The 23,132-nt window shown below is 36.1% G+C and carries 14 protein-coding genes; 9 read left to right on the forward strand and 5 right to left on the reverse strand.

The annotated features are described in order from the left end of the window. Positions 1 to 3: 3 nt before the first annotated feature. Positions 4 to 2,073: a M3 family metallopeptidase gene (locus R3L15_RS04130; protein ID WP_338733401.1), complete on the forward strand. Its 2,070-nt coding sequence runs from the start codon at positions 4 to 6 to the stop codon at positions 2,071 to 2,073. Here the strand turns inward: R3L15_RS04130 and rlmH are convergent, their stop codons facing one another. Continuing rightward, positions 2,074 to 2,547 carry a 23S rRNA (pseudouridine(1915)-N(3))-methyltransferase RlmH gene (gene rlmH / locus R3L15_RS04135; protein WP_338733402.1) on the reverse strand — a complete coding sequence of 158 codons (474 nt, stop codon included), beginning with the start codon at positions 2,545 to 2,547 and terminating at the stop codon, positions 2,074 to 2,076. It abuts the gene before it with no gap. Between the two features lie 151 nt (positions 2,548 to 2,698). On the opposite strand from rlmH, the gene nadC reads away from it, so the two are divergent. From nadC to priA, 3 genes are read left to right on the forward strand one after another with little or no spacing between them, the layout of a single operon-like run. Continuing rightward, positions 2,699 to 3,556 carry a carboxylating nicotinate-nucleotide diphosphorylase gene (nadC, locus tag R3L15_RS04140; RefSeq protein ID WP_338733403.1) on the forward strand — a complete coding sequence of 286 codons (858 nt, stop codon included), beginning with the start codon at positions 2,699 to 2,701 and terminating at the stop codon, positions 3,554 to 3,556. 3 nt (positions 3,557 to 3,559) lie between these two features. Next, the gene (locus R3L15_RS04145; RefSeq protein ID WP_338733404.1) at positions 3,560 to 4,498 is read left to right on the forward strand and encodes a YihY/virulence factor BrkB family protein; all 939 of its coding nucleotides are present in this window, start codon (positions 3,560 to 3,562) and stop codon (positions 4,496 to 4,498) included. A gap of 1 nt (position 4,499) precedes the next feature. Beyond that, positions 4,500 to 6,953 (forward strand): primosomal protein N', encoded by a 2,454-nt coding sequence (gene priA / locus R3L15_RS04150; RefSeq protein WP_338733405.1) that lies wholly within the window; start codon positions 4,500 to 4,502, stop codon positions 6,951 to 6,953. Position 6,954: 1 nt separating this feature from the next. Here the strand turns inward: priA and R3L15_RS04155 are convergent, their stop codons facing one another. After that, positions 6,955 to 7,650 carry a LytTR family DNA-binding domain-containing protein gene (locus R3L15_RS04155; RefSeq protein ID WP_125467359.1) on the reverse strand — a complete coding sequence of 232 codons (696 nt, stop codon included), beginning with the start codon at positions 7,648 to 7,650 and terminating at the stop codon, positions 6,955 to 6,957. 197 nt (positions 7,651 to 7,847) lie between these two features. Here R3L15_RS04155 and rpsF point away from each other — a divergent pair, with 197 nt between their 5' ends. The 5 genes from rpsF (at position 7,848) to hisS (ending at position 10,969) form a co-directional block, all read left to right on the forward strand. Further along, a complete protein-coding gene (gene rpsF, locus R3L15_RS04160; protein WP_125467358.1) occupies positions 7,848 to 8,186 on the forward strand; it encodes a 30S ribosomal protein S6 in 339 nt (112 codons plus the stop codon). 2 nt (positions 8,187 to 8,188) lie between these two features. After that, positions 8,189 to 8,488: a 30S ribosomal protein S18 gene (gene rpsR / locus R3L15_RS04165; RefSeq protein WP_125467357.1), complete on the forward strand. Its 300-nt coding sequence runs from the start codon at positions 8,189 to 8,191 to the stop codon at positions 8,486 to 8,488. A 12-nt stretch (positions 8,489 to 8,500) separates the two neighbouring features. After that, entirely contained in the window at positions 8,501 to 8,962 is a 462-nt protein-coding gene (gene rplI, locus R3L15_RS04170) for a 50S ribosomal protein L9 (RefSeq protein ID WP_125467356.1), read from the forward strand. Positions 8,963 to 9,040: 78 nt separating this feature from the next. Next, positions 9,041 to 9,508 (forward strand): DUF6495 family protein, encoded by a 468-nt coding sequence (locus R3L15_RS04175; RefSeq protein ID WP_338733410.1) that lies wholly within the window; start codon positions 9,041 to 9,043, stop codon positions 9,506 to 9,508. A 90-nt stretch (positions 9,509 to 9,598) separates the two neighbouring features. Next, positions 9,599 to 10,969, forward strand: a complete 1,371-nt coding sequence (gene hisS, locus R3L15_RS04180; protein WP_338733411.1) for a histidine--tRNA ligase — start codon at positions 9,599 to 9,601, stop codon at positions 10,967 to 10,969. A 57-nt stretch (positions 10,970 to 11,026) separates the two neighbouring features. Here hisS and R3L15_RS04185 read toward each other — a convergent pair whose 3' ends face one another. From R3L15_RS04185 to R3L15_RS04195, 3 genes are all read right to left on the reverse strand, one after another. Further along, entirely contained in the window at positions 11,027 to 16,579 is a 5,553-nt protein-coding gene (locus R3L15_RS04185) for a LamG-like jellyroll fold domain-containing protein (protein WP_338733412.1), read from the reverse strand. 247 nt (positions 16,580 to 16,826) lie between these two features. After that, complete coding sequence (locus tag R3L15_RS04190) at positions 16,827 to 22,130, reverse strand: M14 family zinc carboxypeptidase (protein ID WP_338733413.1); 5,304 nt, start codon at positions 22,128 to 22,130, stop codon at positions 16,827 to 16,829. Between the two features lie 145 nt (positions 22,131 to 22,275). Further along, positions 22,276 to 23,094: a hypothetical protein gene (locus R3L15_RS04195; RefSeq protein ID WP_338733414.1), complete on the reverse strand. Its 819-nt coding sequence runs from the start codon at positions 23,092 to 23,094 to the stop codon at positions 22,276 to 22,278. Between the last annotated feature and the right edge of the window lie 38 nt (positions 23,095 to 23,132).

Raw genomic sequence — 23,132 nt, forward strand, 5'->3', positions numbered from 1 at the left:
CCAATGAAAAAAAAAGTATTTCCACTAGTCATTCTATTGCTTATGTTAAACTGTGAAAAGAAAAAAGATGTAAAAGACATTGAACTTGCAGCAGATAATCCGTTTAATGTAAAGCTAAACGAGCCTTTTGATTACGCTAAAGTTACTGGGCAATCTATAGTAGATTTTATCACTTTTGAGATTGAAGATAACACAGCAGCTTTAGAAAGTATAAAAAAAGAAACCACTCCAAATTTTGACAATGTTGTGGCACCTTTTGATGCTATAATTAATAGCTTAAATCAAGCTGGGAGCAATGCTTTTATGTTGTATTGGACGTCAACCGATTCTTTAACTCGAGCCAAAGGATTAGAATATTCCCAAAAACTGGACTCACTAAACACAGTAATTTATTCAGATAAGGCTCTATTCAACCAGTTTGAAAAAGTAGCTTCATTAGAAGACTACAATGCTTTAAGTGATAAGAAAAAACGACTTGTAGATGATACTATTGATAAATTTAAGCAATCAGGTGTAAACTTAAGCGAGGAAGACTTGCGAAAATTTAAGACCCTAAGAGCCGAAATTACTGATTTAACATCTCAGTACTCAACCAATATGAATACGGCAAACTTAGTGTTAGATCTAGATGAATCTGGCGCTGAAGGTTTACCGGATAGTTTTATAGATAAATTTAAAACCGAAGATGGGTTATATAAAATTCCAGTGCAACCATCAACACGGCAACCAGTAATGGAAAATGCTACAAAAGCTGAAACTAGAAAAGCCTATCAGGTGTTATATTCTACAAGAGGTACCGAAAAGAATATGGAAATTTTAGACCAATTGGTAGAAAAGCGCTATCAAATAGGTAAATTAATGGGTCACGATTCTTATGCAGGCTACAACTTGGTGCCTAAAATGGCCAAAAACCCAGAAACCGTTTGGAAGTTTATAAACGGATTGATAGCAGAATCTAAAGAAAAAGCTATTGCCGATATCGACGTTTTAAAAAATGCCAGAGAAAAATTAGATGGTATTGCTAAAGATCAAAAGCTAAATGCTTGGGATGTGTCTTATTACAACAACCAAATTTTAAAAAACAACTATCAAGTAGATAGTGAGAAAATACGTGAGTATTTACCTATGGAAGCATGTCTTGAAGGAATGTTTGATTTGTATCAAGAGTTATTAGGTGTTGAGTTTAAAAAAAATCAAGATGCATCAGTATGGCATGATGACGTTCAAGCCTATGAAGTCTACGCAGAAGGAAAACTAAGTGGACGCTTTTATTTAGACCTTTATCCACGACCATTTAAAGAATCTTGGTTTTATGCTGTACCCCTTTCCACAGGTAAGCAAATGGAAAATGGTTATGAAGTGCCGGTTGCCATGATGTTGTGTAACTTTACTAAACCAACCGAAGAGTTACCGTCGCTTATTACGCATGATGAATTAGAAACCTTATTCCATGAGTTTGGACATATTATGGACGGTATGTCCTATGAGGGCGAATTTAGCTTGCAGTCAGATTCTAAAACAGATTTTACAGAAGCTATGTCTCAAATATTTGAAAACTGGATTTGGGATTATAATATTTTAAGCTCGTTTGCCAAACATTATGAAACGGGCGAAGTGTTACCTAAGGAACTATTTGATAATATGGTAAAAGCCAAAAATGTATCGTCTGGATTAGCAGCTCAAAGCTCTTTAAGATTATGTACTTATGATATGAACTTGTACGACAAATACAATCCTGAAAACCCGTTTGATACCGACCAATTATGGAAAGATATAGATGCTCAATTAGGTGTAATGGATTGGTATATAGAGGGTACTCATCCGCAATCTTGTTGGATTCATATTAATACACACCCGGTATATTATTATGGTTATTTATGGTCCGAAGTGTATGCGCAGGATATGTTTGCGGTTTTTGAAAAGAACGGATTACGAGACCAAGAAACAGGTGTAAAGTATAGAAAGCTAATATTAGCAAACGGAAGTCAAAGAGATGTAGAAGAAGCTGTTGAAGAGTTTTTAGGAAGACCAATGAATAATGAGGCTTACATTAAGAGTTTAGGATTAGAATAGTTATTGATGATGATAAGGCTCGTTGCGTAGAATGGTAAAGCCGCGATAGAGTTGTTCAACAAAGAATAAGCGAATCATTTGATGGGAAAAGGTCATTTTACTTAATGACAGTTTCCCATTCGCTTTTTTATACACTTCTTCAGAAAATCCAAAAGGACCACCAATAACAAAAACGAGTTGTTTAATACCAGAATTCATATGTTTTTGTAAATAGTTTGAAAATACAACAGAAGTCATTTGTTTACCATTTTCATCTAATAATACAAGAGCATCGGTAGAGGCTATTTTTTTTAAAATAAGCTCGCCTTCTTTTTGTTTTTGTTGGTTTTCAGAAAGAGTTTTACGGTTTTTAATATCAGGTATTATTTCAAACTCGAACTTAACATAAAAACCTAAGCGTTTTTGGTAATCGTTAATTAAGGTTTGTAATTGTTTATTATCTGTTTTGCCAACAGCTAGAAGTTTTATGTTCATACTACTAAATTAAAATGTAAAAATAATAGAAACTATTTGTTTGTCTATTTATTAAAATGAAAATTATATAGGCTAATTTTACTCAAATCTTGTTACACTCAAATAGAGTTAATACAAAATCAATTTGTAATTTAGCGTAAAAACAAAACTTATGATTTCCGAAGAACAATTTGATAAAGAAATAGAGCTAATCATATCCAATGCCGTTAGGGAAGATGTTGGCGATGGCGATCATAGCTCGTTAGCTTGTATTCCAAAGGATGCCGAAGGGCAAGCAAAACTACTGGTTAAAGACGAAGGTATAATTGCAGGGGTAGAGTTTGCAAAGCAAGTCTTTAAATATGTAGATAAAGGCTTGAAAATAAAAACATTTATTAAAGATGGACATAGTGTAAAATATGGCGATATTGTATTTTATGTACAAGGTTCTTCACAGTCCATTTTAAAAGCAGAACGTTTGGTGCTTAATGCCATGCAACGTATGAGTGCCATTGCCACTAAAACAAGACAGTTTGTAGATGTTTTAGAAGGCACTAAAACTAATATTTTAGACACAAGAAAAACCACGCCAGGTATTCGCGCTTTAGAAAAATGGGCTGTTAAAATAGGCGGTGGTGAAAACCATAGATTCGCTCTTTACGATATGATTATGCTAAAAGATAATCATATTGACTTTGCAGGAGGCATTACCAAAGCTATTACTAAAACTCAAAACTATTTAAAAGAGCATCAAAAAGATTTAAAAATTATTGTTGAAGCACGCGATTTAGACGAGATAAAAGAAATTTTAAAGAGCGATGGCATTCATCGTATTTTAATAGATAACTTCAATTTTGAGGATACTAAAAAAGCGGTGCAACTTATTGGTGATAAATGTCAAACAGAATCTTCGGGAGGTATTACTTTAAAAACAGCAAGACAATATGCCGAGTGTGGTGTAGACTATATTTCTTCGGGTGCATTAACACACTCGGTTTATAATATGGATTTAAGCTTAAAAGCGGTGTAATGTATGACCAAACCTATAGAGGATAAACTTGAAAAAATACCTGTATTAAATCTTGTGGTTAAATTTTTAAAAACAATTAAACTACCTGGTTTTGAAGGCCTGTCTTTATACGATTTACTAGAACTTTATATTATTGGTATAGCTAAAGGTGCTTTAACAACCCGTGCTAGTGCTATTGCGTTTAGTTTTTTTACGGCCTTGTTTCCGTTTTTATTATTTGTGTTAATTGTTATTCCGTATATTCCAATAGCTGATTTTAAAATTGATTTTCTTCGGTTTTTAAACTCGTTTTTACCACCAAGTACCTCCGATTTTTTCTTTCATAATATTTTTGAAAATATTGATAACACCCAACGTGGCGGATTATTATCATCGGTATTACTAGTATCGGTGTTTTTAATGGCAAATGGAATTAGTGCAGTATTTTCTGGGTTTGAAAATTCGTATCATGAACAATTATCGAGAAACGTTGTTAAACAATATTTATATGCTTTAGGTGTAGCGTTAATTCTAGCATTTCTTTTAATTCTTACAGTGCTGGTTTTAGGGTATTTTCAAATTTATGTTATAGGTAACTTAGAAAGTTATGGCGTTGTGAAAAATGTAGAGACCTGGATGATTATTGCAAAATATGGTTTTTTTGTTCTCATGGTATATTTAGCAACAGCTACTTTGTATTATTTTGGAACCAAGGAAGGAAAAGCCTCTAAGTTTTTCTCGATAGGAGCTGTATTAACGACTGTTTTAATTATTATTACCTCGTATTTATTTGGTATTTATATCGAGAACTTTTCTAAGTACAACGAACTCTATGGATCTATAGGTGCTTTGCTTATTCTACTGTTTTATTTATGGTTAAACTCCAATATTCTTCTTTTAGGTTACGAGCTAAACGCTTCTTTAAATCGCTTGCGTAAGATTAACGAAAAAAGTATGTTTTAATATGGCTAATTTTATCGATGTCATATTACCCATTCCGGTTCCTAATAAGTTTACGTATTTGGTTTCAGCAGCCGAGGCGCAATTTTTAACTCCAGGTGTAAGAGTATCGGTACCCTTTGGGAAAACTAAAATTTATACAGCTTTGGTTTACCAAATACATAACACACCACCTGAAGTTTACGAGCCCAAAGAAATACATCAAATTTTAGATGATGCTCCCATAGTAACTAAGCAACAATTGGAGTTTTGGCATTGGACAGCGTCGTATTACATGTGTGCGGTAGGAGAAGTTATGCGAGCCGCATTACCAAATGCTTTTTTATTGGAAAGTGAAACGGTAATTAGCGGTAAAACAGATGTTGTTTTAAAGGATTCCGAATTAAAAGATGATGAGTTTTTAGTGTACGAAGCACTTCAGCATCAAACGTCACTTAGTGTTCATGAGATTTCAAATATTTTAGATAAAAAAAATGTGCTTCCAGTCATTAAACGCCTACTAGAAAAAAAGGTGATTAATGTTCAGGAAGAAATATACGAAAAGTATAAGCCCAAGTTAGTTAGGTATGTTAAATTTCCTAAAACGTATCAATCTGACAATGCTTTAAAAGATGTGTTAGATGGTTTAAGTCGAGCTCCAAAACAGCGAGACGTTGTCCTAACGTTATTTTCATTAATAGCAAAATCTAAAAAACCTATTAAGGTTAAAGAATTGATAAATGCAAGTCAATCCTCATCAGCTATTATTAAAACGTTAATAGACAAAGGAATTCTAGAGGCTTATTACCTAAAAACAGATAGAGTTCAGTTTACGGGAGAAAAAAAACAAAGCAACACATTTTTAAATGAGGCTCAAGAAACAGCTTTGAAAGCCATAAAAACAGCCTTCAATCATCACCATACTGTGTTGTTACATGGGGTAACATCCTCAGGAAAAACAGAGATTTATGTTAAACTAATAGAGGGGCAAATACGAGACGGAAAACAAGTTTTATTTTTAGTGCCTGAAATTGCTTTAACAACACAGCTAGTAAATAGGCTACAAGGGTATTTTGGTGAAGAAGTAGCGGTATTTCACTCTAAGTACTCCACTAACGAACGTGTTGAGGTTTGGAATCAGGTTTTAAAACAATCTTCAAAAGCTAAAATTATATTAGGTGCTAGGTCGTCCATTCTATTACCGTTTCAAAATTTGGGGTTGATTATTGTAGATGAAGAACACGAACAATCTTATAAACAATTTGATCCTGCACCACGCTATCATGCTAGAGATGCTGCTGTTGTGTTAGCCAACCAGTTTCAAGCAAAAATTCTTTTAGGTTCTGCGACACCTAGTTTGGAAAGTTATTTTAATGCCAAACAAGGAAAATACGGTTTAGTAGAGCTAAAGACAAGATATAATGATGTTTTAATGCCAGAAATTGAACTTGTTGATATTAAAGACAAGCACAAGCGAAAGCGCATGACAGGCCATTTTAGCGATCGTTTAATAGAAGAAATGCAAGAAGCCTTAGAAGAAGGTTTTCAGATTATTTTATTTCAAAATCGTAGAGGGTTTTCACCTATTGTAGAGTGTACCACTTGCGGGCATTCACCACAATGCCCTAATTGCGACGTTAGTTTAACATATCATAAGTTTAAAGGGCAATTGCGATGTCATTATTGTGGGTATTATTCTGTAATGCCTAAAACCTGTGATGCTTGCGGAAGCCCAGATTTGGATACTAAAGGATTTGGTACCGAGCAAGTCGCTAAAGAGGTTTCAGAAATTTTTCCTGAAACAAAAGTAGGACGCATGGATCTTGATACTACACGCGGAAAATACGGTTATGAAAAAATAATTACGGCTTTCGAACAACAAGAAATCAATGTTCTTGTGGGAACACAAATGCTAACCAAAGGGTTGGATTTTAGAAATGTGAAACTTGTGGGGATTATGAATGCTGATAATATGCTTAATTTTCCCGATTTTAGAGCTCACGAACGCAGTTTTCAGCTCATGTTACAAGTATCGGGTAGGGCAGGGCGAACAAAAGAACGTGGTAAAGTATTAATTCAAACCTATAATCCATATCATAATATTTTACAGCAAGTATCAACCAATGCTTATACCGATATGTTTAAAGAGCAAATGGATGATAGGTATAATTTTAAATATCCGCCGGTATACCGATTAATTAAAATTACGTTTAAACATCGCGATTATAATAGAGTTAATGAAGGTGCTAGTTGGTATGCAAAATCGTTACGAATGGTATTTAAAGATAATGTTCTGGGGCCAGAATTTCCTCCTGTAGCTAGAATTAGAAACCAATACATTAAGCATGTGTTATTAAAAATACCGCCTAAACAATCTTTAGCTAAAACTAAAGAAGCTATTGTTAAAGTTAACAATAGCTTCATGAGTGTTAAAACGTTTAGGTCGGTTAGGGTAATATTAAATGTTGATAATTACTAAACTAAATATTGTTTAAAGCGTCAACAAGTTGTGTTTTCTTATTTCTACTTAAAGGGATTTCGTAAGCGCCAACTTCTACGTTCTTGCTGTTAAATCTATCTATCTTATCTAGGTTTACAATATAAGATTTGTGTATTCTTAAAAACTTGCCTTCAGGTAATTCTTTTTCAAAAGCTTTCATAGTAGATAACACTACTAAACTTGTTTCTTCTGTAACCAGTTTAACGTAATCGCCAAGAGCTTCAATCCATTTAATGTCTTTAATGTAAACTTTTCTCTTTTTTAAATTACTTTTAACAAAAATGTGTTCGCCTTCTGTTTCATTAAAGTCCATTTTAAGCTTGTGTTGCTCTATGGCTTTATCTACAGCAGTATTAAAACGCTCTTTAGTAATGGGTTTGTGTAGGTAATCGGTGGCATCATAATTAAACGCTTTAAAAGCATATTCTGTTTTACCTGTTACAAAAATAATTTGGGGTTTATTATTAAGAACGTCTAATAGTTCAAAACCATTAAGTACAGGCATTTCAATATCCAAAAAGATTAAATCAACTTTATGGTTATTTAGGCCGTTTTTTGTTTCTAAGGCACTATTATATTCAGCGATTAAATTAAGAGACGGATGGTTTTCAATTAGCTTAACAATTGAAAGACGCTGTATTGCTGAATCGTCTACTACTACACAATTTAGAGTCATAACATTATAATATTTCGGTTAAGGTATCGACAATAGTACGAATATTTCGGTTAAAAACCAAAAAACATCGTTAAAATACTGTTTTTAACATATCTTTAACAGGTGAAACTTTCGGGATAATAAGATGGGATAAAGTTGTAAGATATAAATAAAATAATTATTTTTGCACCCATTTTAACAATAAAATAGATTTTAACATGAATCATTATGAAACTGTTTTCATCTTGAATCCCGTTTTATCTGAAACACAGATAAAGGAAACAGTAAAGAAATACGAAGATTTTCTTGTTTCTAAAGGTGCAAAGATGATATCGAAAGAAGATTGGGGACTAAAAAAATTAGCTTACCCAATTCAAAACAAAAAAAGTGGTTTTTATCACTTATTTGAGTACACTGTACCAGGAGAAGCAATCTCTCAATTAGAGGTAGAGTTTAGACGTGACGAGCGTTTTATGCGTTATTTAACTGTAAAACTAGACAAGCACGCTGTAGCTTGGGCTGAAGAAAGAAGAAAAAGAAACAAACAAAAAGCTTAATTATGTCAACATCTATTGAACAACAAGCAAAAGGAAAAAAAGACGGTGAGATTAGATATCTTACGCCGCTTAACATAGAAACTTCTAAAGAGAAGAAATACTGCCGTTTCAAGAAATACGGTATTAAGTATATCGATTATAAAGATCCAGAATTCTTATTACAATTTGTAAACGAACAAGGTAAAATTTTACCACGTCGTTTAACTGGAACATCATTAAAATATCAAAGAAAAGTTTCTGTTGCTATTAAAAGAGCGCGTCATTTAGCGTTAATGCCATACGTGACAGATTTATTAAAATAAAATATCATAACAATGGAACTTATATTAAAACAAGACGTTGAGAATTTAGGATTTAAAGACGATATTGTAACAGTTAAGAGCGGTTATGGTAGAAACTTTTTAATTCCTCAAGGGCACGCGGTTTTAGCAACATCTTCTGCAAAGAAAGTGTTAGCTGAAAACTTAAAGCAAAGAGCCTTTAAAGAAAAGAAAATTATCGAAGAAGCAGAAAAAACAGCAGAAGCTATTAAGGCATTAAACCTTAAAATTACAGCTAAAGCTACTGAAGGTGCTTCTGCAGGTGACAAGTTATTTGGTTCTGTAACTAAATTAGACCTTGTTAGCGCATTCGAAAAAGAAGGACATACTGTTGATAAGAAATTTATCAGTATTGTAGGTGGAAACATTAAACGTTTAGGGCTTTACTCAGCTGCTATTCGTTTACATCGTGAAGTAACCTTCGATATCGAGTTTGAGGTTATTCCAGAAAACTAAACAATAATTTCTATATAAAAAGCCTCAACCTTAGTTGGGGCTTTTTTTATTATTACATGTTCAAGAAAACAACATTTCATGAAATACGCAAGACTAACAAAAGAACAGTTTGAAGAGTTAAACCAAGAGTTTATTAACTTTCTAGCTACACAATCTATTACTGCAGATGAGTGGGCAGATATTAAAACAAACAAACCAGAAGTAGCCGAGCAAGAGCTAGATGTGTTTAGCGATTTAGTTTGGGAGGGTGTTTTAAAGCAAGTAAACTATGTGGAACATATCTCGTCACAGCAAATGCATTTATTCCATTTTGCTGAAGAACATATGCATGCTATTGCCATCAAGTTAAATAACGGTATTGATATTACAACCAGCGATGGGTATAATTGGTTACGTGAAAACTTAATGAATGATGAGGTAGAGTTTCAACAAGCCAAGAAAAACTATTCAAACGATAGAAATGCTGATAAGTTTAAACTTATTCAGCAAGGAAGCAGTATTACAAAAGGCGATTTGTTTAAGTTTTTTGATAACTTGATTAATTAATAAGTTTGTTAGTTCGCATATAGCCGAGAACTATTTTTTTGATAATTTTGTCTAATACTTAAAAAGACACCTGATTTTCCAGACATAAATATGGCACAAAAACCAAGCATTCCTAAAGGTACCAGAGATTTTAACCCAGAACAAGTTGCTAAGCGTAACTATATTTTTAATACCATACAAACCCAGTTTGAGCGCTTTGGATTTCAACCTATAGAAACTCCAAGTTTTGAAAACTCCGACACCCTTATGGGGAAATATGGCGACGAAGGTGACCGACTCATTTTTAAAATTTTAAACTCAGGTGATTTTTTAAGAAAAGTAGAAGATTCACTTTACACCGAGAAGAATGCTACAAAATTAACACCCAAAATCTCTGAAAAAGCGCTTCGTTACGATTTAACAGTGCCGTTTGCACGTTATGTTGTTCAGCATCAAAACGACATAGAATTTCCATTTAAACGTTACCAAATGCAACCTGTTTGGCGCGCCGACAGACCACAAAAAGGACGTTTTAGAGAGTTTTATCAATGCGATGCCGATGTTGTTGGAAGTACATCGCTTTGGCAAGAAGTAGAGTTTGTGCAATTATACGACGCTGTATTTTCAGCCTTACAATTAGAAGGTGTTACCATAAAAATCAATAACCGTAAAATATTATCTGGAATAGCCGAAGTTATTGGAGCTAGCGATAAGTTAATCGATTTTACAGTCGCTTTAGATAAACTTGATAAAATAGGCGAGGAGAAAGTCAAAGAAGAGATGCTTGCTAAAGGTATTTCGGAAGAAGGCATTAATAAACTTCAACCACTTTTCGAGCTTAAAGGCGATTTTGCAACGCAAATACAGCAATTACAAGATATTTTAAGTGTTTCAGAAGAAGGACAAAAAGGAATTGAGGAGCTTCAATTTATTAATACAGCCATAGCCGAACTTGGTTTACAAACGGCCAAGCTACAATTAGATGTTACTTTAGCGCGTGGTTTAAATTACTATACAGGTGCTATTTTTGAAGTAGCTGCTCCAGAAGGTGTTAAAATGGGCTCTATTGGTGGCGGCGGTAGATACGATGATCTTACAGGGATTTTTGGTCTTAAAAACATGAGTGGCGTTGGTATTAGTTTTGGCTTGGACAGAATTTATTTGGTTCTTGAAGAATTAAATTTGTTCCCCAATACGGTTAATAAAAATATTAAGGCGTTATTTATAAATTTTGGCGATAACGAAGCACTTTATGCTATCAAAGCCGTTAAAGCATTACGTAATCATAACATTAATACAGAGCTTTATCCAGATGCTGCCAAAATGGGTAAGCAAATGAAACACGCCGATAAAAGGCAAATTCCATATACTGTTTTAGTGGGTGAGAAGGAAATGGAAAGCTCAAAATATACTTTAAAACACATGGTTTCTGGAGAACAGGAACAGCTTAGTTTAGATGAACTTATTGCTAAATTAGCATAAAAAAAGGTCTCGTTTTTGCGAGACCTTTTTGGTTGCATACCTTTTGTTAATAGGTGTTTAATTATTAACAAGTACTTTTTTAGTTATCGTATTATTATCGTTAGTGTTTACTTGAATTATATATGTTCCAGTACTTAATTGTTGTGTTTTAATTGTAGTTAATGTAGCTGTTTCTACATTATTGAACGTAAATAATTTTTGTCCAAGAATAGTTGTCATTTCAACTGATTCTACTGTAACTAGTTTTGGATTGTGAATAACAATACTTTGACTGTTGTTAGAATAATGCGCCTGTAAGTTGTTTGCATTAACTAAACTATCTTCTGTACTTAATGATTGATTAGCAAATGTAATTTCAAATCGGTCTAAGTATTCACCAGCATCTAAATAAAATTCATAACGACTTTCTCTTAAGTCGTGATAAATACCTAATTCTTTATCATGTGCGTAAATATCAAGATGATCAGGAACGTTTTCAAGAATATCGATAGTAATGTTGTTTAACCCATTATCATCAGTGTGAATGCCTAAAGGTAAAATAGTACTCTGATTGATAGTATCAATTCCTTGAACCGTGTATTTGTCGTCATTTAACATCCAATACATGTCATCAATTTGGTCTTCGTTAGTAAGGCCATCAAATCCCCAATCAAAACCTTGAGAAGCTCGAGCGTCAACAGTTACTAATAATTGACGATGAATGGTGTTTACAGAGTTGAAACCTATGCGTAATTTCATTCTGTTATCAACAGTTGTAGCTTGTTGTTGATTAGCACCATCATTTCTCATGAAAACTGAAGCTGATGTACCTTCTTTTTGAAACACACGTTGTCCGTTATTAAAATTAATATCACCAGTTGAGTCGCCTGTAACAAAGAAGCCTTGACCAACAGGAATGTATCTTCCTGGCGTTTTAGTACCAGTACCTACTTGGGCAACGTCTGGATCTGGTGTACCCCAAGCAGCAGCAGGAACACCTCCAGCGAGGTTGTAAGTTCCGTAACCACCTTGGTATTCGGCTAGTACATGTGAACCGCCACCCCAGTGTTCCCAGAAATAAAGGGTTCCACTAATTAAGGCATCACCTTCTGGAGCAGATCCTGTATAATCTAAAGTTGGTCCGTTATCTAAAATAAATTGTTCGGCATCTATAGCAGAAGGGTATGGATTACCTACTAAATAGTCGTTTCCTGAGTTTAATGTAAGGTTAATATCGCCATTATTTGGTTTACCATCAAAAACATAATTTTGTTCAAGTGATACGTTACCATTTGTGTTAGCAACTCCTTTCATGGTAAAACCTTCACCAGCTAAAATGGTTCCTGTATGTCTTACATGTTGCCATGATGAATAGTCGCCGCTTGGTAGGTTGCCAAATTTCCATAACCAATAACTAGCAATACTAACTGGGCTTGAAGAACTACCATTATAGCCACCAACAAAATTAATATTTGTAGGAGAGGCAGAGTTTGTCCCGTCTTTTAAAATATTACTATTTAAACTATAACTGTAATTGTTAGGATTTGCAGTTGTTGTTACACCAACAGGAGAACTCCAGTAGTTATATGTAAATAAGTCTCTAGTACCTTGTTGGTCTTTTTCTAAGTTACCTGTTGTGCCTACAACCAAGTCGCTATTTAATGTTTGAATAAGTTGTGATTCGCCTTCTAAATCTATTTTTCCATCTAAATTTAGGTAATGCGATATGGTTATACCAAATCCAGTTTCGCTGGTGTTATCACCATTAACGGTTAATTCGTTGCTGTCAATCATTAGAGCTAACACATTTCTGTTGCCATTGTTTCCAGAGGCAAGGCTACTATTGTCCATTGTTACATTATGATTGGTTTCAACAATATTCCAATCAACAGTAATCGAATTATCAACTATAGAATTGGCTCCTGGCATAGTTTGCACAGTTCCGTTTGTCCATGTTGTTGCGGTATCCCAATCGCCATTAGCTGTTGATTGGTAAGGTAATGGAGCCGTTTGTTTGTCAACAGTTCTTAAATGTCTTAAAGCACCTTGATGCCCATTTCCAGATTCATCTTTAGTATTGGTATAAGTATATGTAGACATTGGATAATAACCAGCTAAGCTATTCCAAGGTAATGTGTTTACATCATTTTTAGTAGGTGTAATACTTCTAGATTCGAAATAAGCTCCTTCAACAAAATTACTGTTTTCTAAAATTTCTTGGTTCATGATAAAATGAAGTTCATCTAGAGATAAGGCCACATCCCAAACTCTTACTTCGTCTATATTTCCGTGAAAGAAAGCTTCAGGAGTATTTTTTGCTGCAGCACCAATATAAAATGAGTGGTTTGTGTTAGGTGGTGCCGATAGGCTTTGCGATGTAGATTCTACACCATCAATATACATGGTTGCATTACCACTATTATAAATAACAGCTATATGATGCCATTGATTTTCTGGTATAATAACATTAGAAGTTATGGTTTGTGTTCCTGAGTTACCCCAAGACATTTCGGCATAACCGCTATTGTTTATTTTTAAGTCGTAACCGTTGGTATAACTAGCATCTCGTTTGGATAAAATGGATGTATTTCCAGAATTGGTATCTCTTTTTACCCAGGCAGATATGGTAAATTCTGAGGAGTTTAAATCCAAGGCATCTTCCATATCGATATAATCTGTAGTACCGTTAAAGGCAATGGATCTAGTGTAAACTACTTCTGGAGCCCAACCAAAAGTAATGTATTTTGTGCCATCAAAATCATAATCAGTGGTCAATGTGGCTTCTCCAAGTTCGTTGGTGGTTTCGGTCATTACCCTATAATCTGCAGTTGGACCAAAGTTTGGAGTATCTGAAATAAACATAAGATAACGTCCATCTGGTGGTGTTGCTGTTCGTATGGCGTTTTTGAGTATTTGGACTTCTACTGTAGGTATATCACCACCTCTTTCCACAACTTTCCAAGTTCTGGCAATACCATTAAACTCTACTTCAGTTTCTAAGGCAGGAGAGATATCTTCGCTCATATTAATTTGAACGGTAACTTGCGGACCATGTAAGCTTTCACCATCATTTCCCCACATCAAAAACTGTTTGTCACTAAATGTTGTACCATTATTGGTAATGTTTTCGTGGTTTGTGTCATATACTTGACTTAGTCCCATTGTTAAAACCCCTTGACTTCTATAGTTGTCGTCAAGGTCTGTATGGGAGTGTGTGGCAGTAGCATTATTGACACTTCTGGATTGTTTTTGCAGCAATTCTGAGGCATCATCACGACCAATACCGGCAATGTCATAATTAAAGTTTTCAGCATCTGCATCCCATATTACGTTACCATCGCTGTCCACATAATCTTGAGATGTGCCATTTGAGCCAAGTGTGATACCGTACTTAATGCCCAAATAAGATTGAATACGATTACGTTCTTGCGTAAGATCAATGTCATTTTTTCTTGAATCATAAGTTATGATTTCAGCAATTCTGCCATCAAAGCTACCATCCCAATATTGACTGCGTCCTATCCAATAACGTGTGTTGTTCACTCGTGCATATGCCTCTGGTTCATTGTCTACATTACCTACATTGTTGGCATTGAAATATAGCTCCATATTATCATTGATCGTATTCTCTCTAAAATTAACAATGCCCACTTGGTTGTAATTGGTACCTGAATTTGTATCTGCACGGCCAAAACCTGTGCCCGGGTACTCATCAACGTCTGCATCTTCTCCGGTAGTTCCTAAGCAATATGTTAATCGTTCATTATAGACACGAGCAGAATAGGCACCATATCCAAAACCAGTTACATCTTCGTTGTATGTATTTCCAGAAGGGTCTGTACTGGTAAAGGTATCCAATGGAATCATACTGGTAGTAATTGTAGGGTCAGGGAATGCAACTATAAAGGCATCGCTACTATTGAATCCACCTGTACCCTTTAGTTCTTGTCTATCGCTGTTGATGTAAGTCATGTCAGACCAAGCTGTAGTATTGTCGTTTTGAAACTCAACAACGGGATTGAAGTTGATGTTTCTATTAACATTGTGCATATACACGGGAGCCATAAAGTCTTCAACGGTTTCGGCATGGTTGCCTTTGCCTTTGTCGGCCCAAAAAGTAACATCTGTACCATCACCTGCGATTGTTGAGCCATCTACGGTATTGGCTTTTAACCATAGGTCTAAGTTGCTTGCAACCCCGCCTGGACCATTGGTTGGCGAACAGTATGTTGTTCCTGTAATGGTAATGTTGTCTATATAGACATAATCACTACTGCCATTGGCATCATTTCGTAATCTAAATTGCGCGGTTGCACTTGCTGGAAAACTAAAATCATCCTTAAAGAGGGTAGCTGTTTTACTATGGAACGCGTTATTAATAAAGTCTCCTGTTTTGTTTAGTGAGGTACTGTACTCTCCTCTTCTATATTCAGAAACAGTCTGCCAGGAAGCAGAATTGTTCTCTCTATAGTCTATATAAAAAGTTTCATAAGAATCCATACCAGAGGCATAGAAAAAGAACTTTAGATCCACTTTGTCATAATCTGACAAGCTAAACGAAGGGGAAATCGCTTGTCCATCTTCTCGTAGGCGTATGCTATAGTTCCCTGAGTAAGCTCTTGAACTATAGTTTTCTCTGCTAGCATTGCTATCAGATGTGTCCCAGCCTTGGTTGCCGCCTTCATAACTATAGTTGCCTAATACTGTCGATCCACACGGAGGGGGTGTAATTCCCGTTCCTTGAATGTTGAAATTGTAAGGATTCTCATCGCTATCATCGTTGGCAATGGAAACTGTGGCGCTTCTAAGTCCAAGAGCACTAGGCGCAAATTCTATGGCAAATACTGTATTGTTTCCTGCTGCTATTGTTGAAGCGGGTATGGTTGTGACTGTAAAATCTCCAGCGTGGGTACCACTAATGTTTACATAAGGAGAACTTCCGGTTAAATTTAAATCGTTGCTTCCGCCGAGGTTTTCAATTATAAAAATATTGTTGTTTGATCCGCCTGGATAGTTTACATTTCCAAAGTCGGTGTTGTCTGTAGGATCAGGAGTTATGTCGCCATCGTTTATGGTATTGCCGTTTCCTGTTATTTCAATTTCTTGAGCTGGGTTGGAAGCAATGAGGTTAACTGTATAATCTTCTGTTTCTCCATAATTGTAAGTTCCACAATTACTGGGTAGGTTGTTATACCTAACGATTACTCTCATTCTTGTAGATCCAGAAACAGCAGAAAGAGGAACTGAAATATTTCCTGATGTTGAATAAATACTTGAAGGCCCTGTTGAGAAAGCAAGTTCACCAGAATCATTAAAATCATCATCACCATTCCAATCTATCCATACTCTAAATCCAACAGGGTAATTGTTGGTTTTGTTAGCTTCTAAATTTAGAGTATAAGTTGTTCCTATATCTAAATCAGTACTTATTGCCGTATAATCAGAATAACCAGTTGTTGTGACTCCGTCACCTGTTGAGTTATTGATTGAGTTTAACTCAACTAAACCTATAGACATATAGTAGTCATTGTTTCCGGATGAGTTGCAATATTGAGAGTAAGCAGTGCTTGAAAATACAAGCACACTAATAAGCAGTAGGTACTTTGATACCTGTTGAGTATAATTTTTCATAAGCGGTTAAATTTTAGTTTAGGACTAAAAATTATAGGACAAACATAAACATCAATTCTGTGAAATGCAAATAAATTCGATGAAACGCAATTATATAAGTGTAATTATTTGATTTTGAGTTAAATATGAATTTAGGATTTTATGGTTTTAAATGTAAAATGTTTTTGTAAATATTTGACAGTCAATATGTAAATAAAAAAGGCTGTGGATGTCCACAACCTTTTTTATAGGAAATAGGCTACAAAGCTTACTCAAACTTTATTAACTTTCTAAATACATACTCTTTTGTGGAAGTATTAGTTATTTTAATCAAGTAAAGTGCTTGCTCAAGATTGTCCAGGCCATATATTTCAAGCTTGTTGTTGTTGCTTTTCAGGCTTTTGTTGAACACAAGTCTTCCATTAATATCATAAATATCGACATTGAAGGAGTCATTGTTCAATCCATTTGGAAGTGTAACATACACAATGTCATTAAATGGGTTGGGGTAGATGCCCAAGTTTTTAATGGTACTGCCTTTTATGTCCAAAGTCTCTTCTTCAACAGTAACTGTCGCATTACAATTAGAGCTGTTTCCACTGTGATCTGTTACAGTAAGAACTACATTGTTGTCTCCAATATCATTAGAGTCAAACATCGCAGGAGACACAGACAGAGAAGCAATGCCACAGTCATCACTAGATCCATTGTCAATATCACCAGCAGTGATGGTAACCGTTCCACCACTTAATGTTACGGTTATATCTTGAGTCATACAGATGGGGTCTACCGTATCTCCATCATTGTTTATATCCCAAGTACAAGTTGTAGTGTTGAAAGTTGTAGTTTCCCAACATTCCACACTTGGTTCGGTGGGTTGCGTTCCCAAGTTCTCCCATTCACACGATGAGGTGTTGAATTGGTAATCATCCCAACAGTTTGTTGCGGTTGGCTCGGTAGGTTGACTACCCAGGTTTTCCCATTCACAAGACGAGGTGTTGAACTGGTAATCATCCCAACAGTTTGTCGCGGTCGGTTCGGTGGGTTGCGTTCCCAAGTTCTCCCATTCACACGATGAGGTGTTGAATTGGTAATCATCCCAACAGTTTGTTGCGGTTGGTTCGGTGGGTTGCGTTCCTAGGTTCTCCCACTCACACGATGAGGTATTGAACTGGTAATCGTCCCAACAGTTGGTCGCAGTTGGTTCGGTGGGTTGCGTTCCCAAGTTCTCCCATTCACACGATGTGGTGTTGAACAGGTAATCATCCCAACAGTTTGTTGCGGTTGGCTCGGTGGGTTGACTACCAAGGTTTTCCCATTCACAAGACGTGGTGTTGAACTGGTAATCATCCCAACAGTTTGTCGCGGTCGGTTCGGTGGGTTGCGTTCCCAAGTTCTCCCATTCACACGATGAGGTGTTGAATTGGTAATCATCCCAACAGTTTGTTGCGGTTGGTTCGGTGGGTTGCGTTCCTAGGTTCTCCCACTCACACGATGAGGTATTGAACTGGTAATCGTCCCAACAGTTGGTCGCAGTTGGTTCGGTGGGTTGCGTTCCCAAGTTCTCCCATTCACACGATGTGGTGTTGAACAGGTAATCATCCCAACAGTTTGTTGCGGTTGGCTCGGTGGGTTGACTACCAAGGTTTTCCCATTCACAAGACGTGGTATTGAACTGGTAATCGTCCCAACAGTTTGTTGCGGTTGGCTCGGTGGGTTGACTGCCTAGGTTCTCCCATTCACACGATGAGGTGTTGAATTGGTAATTATCCCAACAGTTTGTCGCAGTTGGTTCGGTAGGTTGCGTCCCTAGGTTTTCCCATTCACACGATGAGGTGTTGAACTGGTAATCGTCCCAACAGTTTGTCGCAGTTGGTTCAGTAGGTTGACTGCCTAGGTTCTCCCATTCACAAGATGTGGTGTTGAACTGGTAATCATCCCAACAGTTTGTTGCGGTTGGCTCGGTGGGTTGACTACCAAGGTTTTCCCATTCACAAGATGTGGTGTTGAACTGGTAATCGTCCCAACAGTTGGTCGCGGTTGGTTCGGTGGGTTGCGTTCCCAGGTTTTCCCAGGTACAAGTCGTATCATTATAAACAAAATTGTCCCAACAGTTTACAGCTGTAGGTTCATCTTGTTGTGTTACGGTAACTGTAGCAGTACATATATCGGTTTGGCTATCGCCATCTGTTACTGTAAGTGTTACGTCTACAGGTGTTCCAACATTGTTACAATCAAAAGTATCTATGTCAATACTATAGTCCGTGATAGCCACATCATCCGATGACCCATTGTCAATATCTGCAGCTACAATAGTTGCGCTTCCCGTTTCATCCAGTTGCACGGTAATATTTTGACAAACGGCAGTTGGTGGCTCGGATCCTGCAACATCTGCAGTTAAATTAATTTGATCGATGGCCATGTCACTTCTGTAGCCATTACCTGTAAGTCCAACAAACCTAAGTTTTATGATTTGTCCGTCATAGAGGCTTAAATCGACGTCTTCCATCTCCCAAGCTGCACCATTTGAGCTTTGTTGTGGTCCTGAAAGTGTTGTAAGGTTGGTCCAGTTATTGCCATTGTCCAAGGTAACCTCCAAGGAAAGGTCCCCCATATCAGCTCCATGCATATGGTAGTAGAACGTGAAGTTCGCATTTTCATACCCATTTAAATCAAAACATGGGCTTACCAGGTATACCGTTGCACCGGAACCTAAATCGCCATTAGAGGCTTCGGTATAAAAGTAACTTCCTCCTTCAGTAAAATCATCGTCAGGCCCTGTTTGACTTGAAATGGTGCTACCAGAATTATGAGACCATTCACCATCATCACCAGTGCCTTGTGACCAGTCACCTATATTGGTATCCCAAGTTTCTGTATAGGGATAACTTACTATAGGAGTGCCTAAACAGGGTGCAGTATCTTCGGTTGTAAAGTTTTCTGAAGTACTGTAAGATGATGTAGCGGCAATACATCTTGTCGCTACCTGAACTTCATAATTTGTAGAGGGTTCCAAACCGTTTAAGTTGTATGTGTTTTCTGAAATGTCAGTAATTTCAGTCCAAGATGGTGCTCCAATTTCTCTATATCTAAGATCATATGTGGCTGAAGGAATGTCATTCCAGGATACTTCAGCTGTAAGTTGTGTAATATTTAAAACTGTCAATCCTGAAGGGGTTGTTGTCTCGCAAGGCACTTGTAGGCCAATGACTTTAAAGTCATCTACATAAAATCCGTCAAGGTTTGCTGAATAGTTTTCAGTTTCATTGCTACCATCTGACCTGAACCTAAACCTAAATTGTACATTGGATGCATTATGTAGGGAGGAATTTGTGTTTTCATCAATGACTATTTCTTCCATGACCCAATTATCCATTTGATCACCATCATAGACTTGTCCGGAGCTATTGTTTTCTTGAAAACCATAGTAGGAACTGCTTTTGTAAGCATGTGCATCATTGGTTTCATAAGTAGAGTTTGGCTTAGTATATTTTCCACAGACGGGAAACCAAGTTGAGCCATTGGTTGTCGCTAAAAGTTCAACAAAATCATAGTTTCGTTCTAAATCCCATTTTGCGTAAAACTGTACTAATACTTCATCAGATCCACTGAAATCATAAGAATTGATTGTGGTCAACGTGCTATTTGAATTATTACTATATGATGAAGAGGAAGTATTTCTGATTGATTGGGATCCTGACCAAGAAGAATTTGAGGTTGTGCTCCATTGTCCTGTTGCATCCCAGTTTGATGTTCCATCATTGTCAGGGTTGTCAGAAAATAAAACATTGGGCTGATAATACTTTTTATAATCAACATCATAAAATATATTTCCGCTGTCATCTTCCAATGTTACATTATATTCAACCTTTTCGTTGGGTTGAATGCCAGAATCAAGTGTAATTTGAGCTGTAACGTTATTTTGATCTAAAACGCTCATTCCAGACAGGGTAGATGGAGAAATAATATTTGTAATGTTAGTTGATATTGGTGTAACTGTAAGTGTGAAATTACTTGATGTTTGACCAATTCTCTCAATTCCAAAAGTTAAATCTGATGTTAGGCTTGTGATGTCACTTTGAGTTAAGTCATGAAGTTTGGCGTATTTTCCACCATAATAAATATTCATTAAGTTGATGCGAACCATACGTTTTGCTATCTCGAAGATATTTGATGGTGTGGGCCAAAAACCACTTCCGCTAGCTTCAGAGCCATGGCCGTTTTCTGGTGTTGTTGCCAATATGTTTTGCCCAGAACCACTAGAACCATTAGAGTCTGGTGACCCGCCCAACATCCAATCGTCTGCAATTCCATTTGCAGGAGGAAGTACTAAGGCTCCAGAAACATAACGGTTGTAGCGTGTCATATCGGCATGCCATTCATGCATTTCGTCTTCGCGTCCAGACACATAAGTGTTGTTTCCACCATAAGGATGTGGGATGGCGTTGGCATAAGTATGCTGCCATACGGCGGTTTTAAAGTTTCTTGATAAAACAAAATCTTCAATGATTTGTGTTTCTGGTTCTGATGCTGCAGATGGCCCTCTGTAGCCACTACTACTTGGTGAGCCAGATGATCCTGTTCCTGCACTTCCCCAGAAATAGTTAAAGTTTCTATTCAAGTCTACACCTCTATTGTTATTGCTTGATGAAGTAGAACCAGAATCGTTGGTGTTTGGTCTCAAATTTTTTCTTTGTAATCCACCTCCACTAGGAGCAATGACTTCATTCCACCTTAAACCATCTGGATTTACCACGGGGATGAAGTATAATTCATTGTTGTCTACAAGATTTTTTATAGCGGGATCAGAATCATAGTTTTCTAATATGTACCACATAAAGAAAATATTGCCCATTAAAGCACCTACTTCTCTAGAGTGGATCATGGACGTGTGAAGTACTTGTGGTTTTGTGCCTTCTGCTGATCCTTGGTCACCCGTAATCCTAACATAGTAGATGGTTTGTCCAGCCCATTGATCTGAAGCTCCTCCAGTAGTGTTTCCCCAAGTTGTTTGCCCACTAGGTGAGGCATCTAATCTTTCGGAGACTAAATTTGGATAAAGGGTATGCATATCATCAAGTTCGTCCATCACTTCATCTACGGTAAGGCATCCACCCATGCTTCCCAAGTTAAAATTTGCTGGCACGGCCCAATCCACTTCAGTACAACCTTGATATTGTAGATAGTTGTCTAAAACAATGTTTGTTGTAGAAGCTCTTTGTAGTGCTTGGTTTTGATTAGCACCTCTGGATTTTTCCAATTCTAATTCTTGAATGGCTTTGGGTAAGTCATTAACAGCACGATTCCTGTAGAATGGAGTGAGGTCGTTAATTAGTACTGTATAGGATATTCCTAATTGATCAATTTTTTCTAAGTCAGGTTCAGAGACTTCGACTTGAATGAAATTATTTTCAATAATGGCTCCGCATCTTAAGTCAATGCCTTCATTTGCCAACAAATCTATTGTAGGTTGTGAGGGTGACTGGATTTTAATTCGTTTGCCAGTTTGTCCATTAATAAGCTGTGATATTACTAATGTAAATACCACAAGTAGGAGGGTAGATTTTTTCATTTTAGCGGGTTTTAATTCAGTTTAAAGTTTTTGAATTCTGGGGCAATATATATAAAAAAATTAAAAAATATCTATAAAAAGCAAAAAAATCCGATGAAACGCATTTTTGTAAATAAAACCCTATTAAAAACTCATGTGGGATTTTTTAATAGGCGTATAATATTTTCTTTGTAGAATGAGATTTTAGGTCAGTGGCGATAACAATAATTGGACCACTAGAAAATGTGTGCTTTAAACGAAATTTTGTTGTGTTTTGGTTTGGAATAATTTTTAAAACCTGTTGTCCTTGTAGGTTAAATAAATCTATTTGTTTTAATAAGTTAGGTGCTTTTACATAAAGTTCTTTAGTATGACTTAAATATCTTATGTCGGTTTTTTCTAATAAAGGACTTTCGTCTGCTACAGATAAAAAATGTAAACCTTCTACATTACTAAAATTAATTTGAGATAAATCGTTAGTAAATGTGACAAAAAATCTATTGATATGATCGCCTTCATCTACAAAGTTTTCGTAATTGTAGTCGTTAATATGGGTAAAAGTATGATCTAAAGCATCAAATATAAATACATTAATGGCTTGATTAAAGTTTTCTATAGAGCTTAATGAAATTTCAATATCGCCAGCATTAGATAAAAACATGCCTAAAGGGTATTGCTTACTAATATCAAAAGCACCAACGCCTTGAATAACATAAGGATTGTTATTTATCATCCAACTCATGTCGTCTGGGTAGTCATCTATATTAAGTGCATCGTAACCATAATCAAAATCATCGCTTGCAGCGTTATTAGGCGTAAAACCTAATAGTAATTGCCTTACATATCCTTGCGGTGTTGTAAAGTTTATTCTAACTTTTTGAATTTGATTTTGAACAATAACAGTATTGCTTTTTGCAGAAGTATTTATAGGTGAAAAAGCTAAAAGGCAAAATGCCATAAGGCATAAGTAGGTAGTTTTAATCATTTTATTTGGGGTTAAATGAATTAATAGCTACAGCTAAT

Source organism: Mangrovimonas cancribranchiae (assembly GCF_037126245.1).
In the GTDB taxonomy this organism is placed as follows: Bacteria; Bacteroidota; Bacteroidia; order Flavobacteriales; family Flavobacteriaceae; genus Mangrovimonas; species Mangrovimonas cancribranchiae.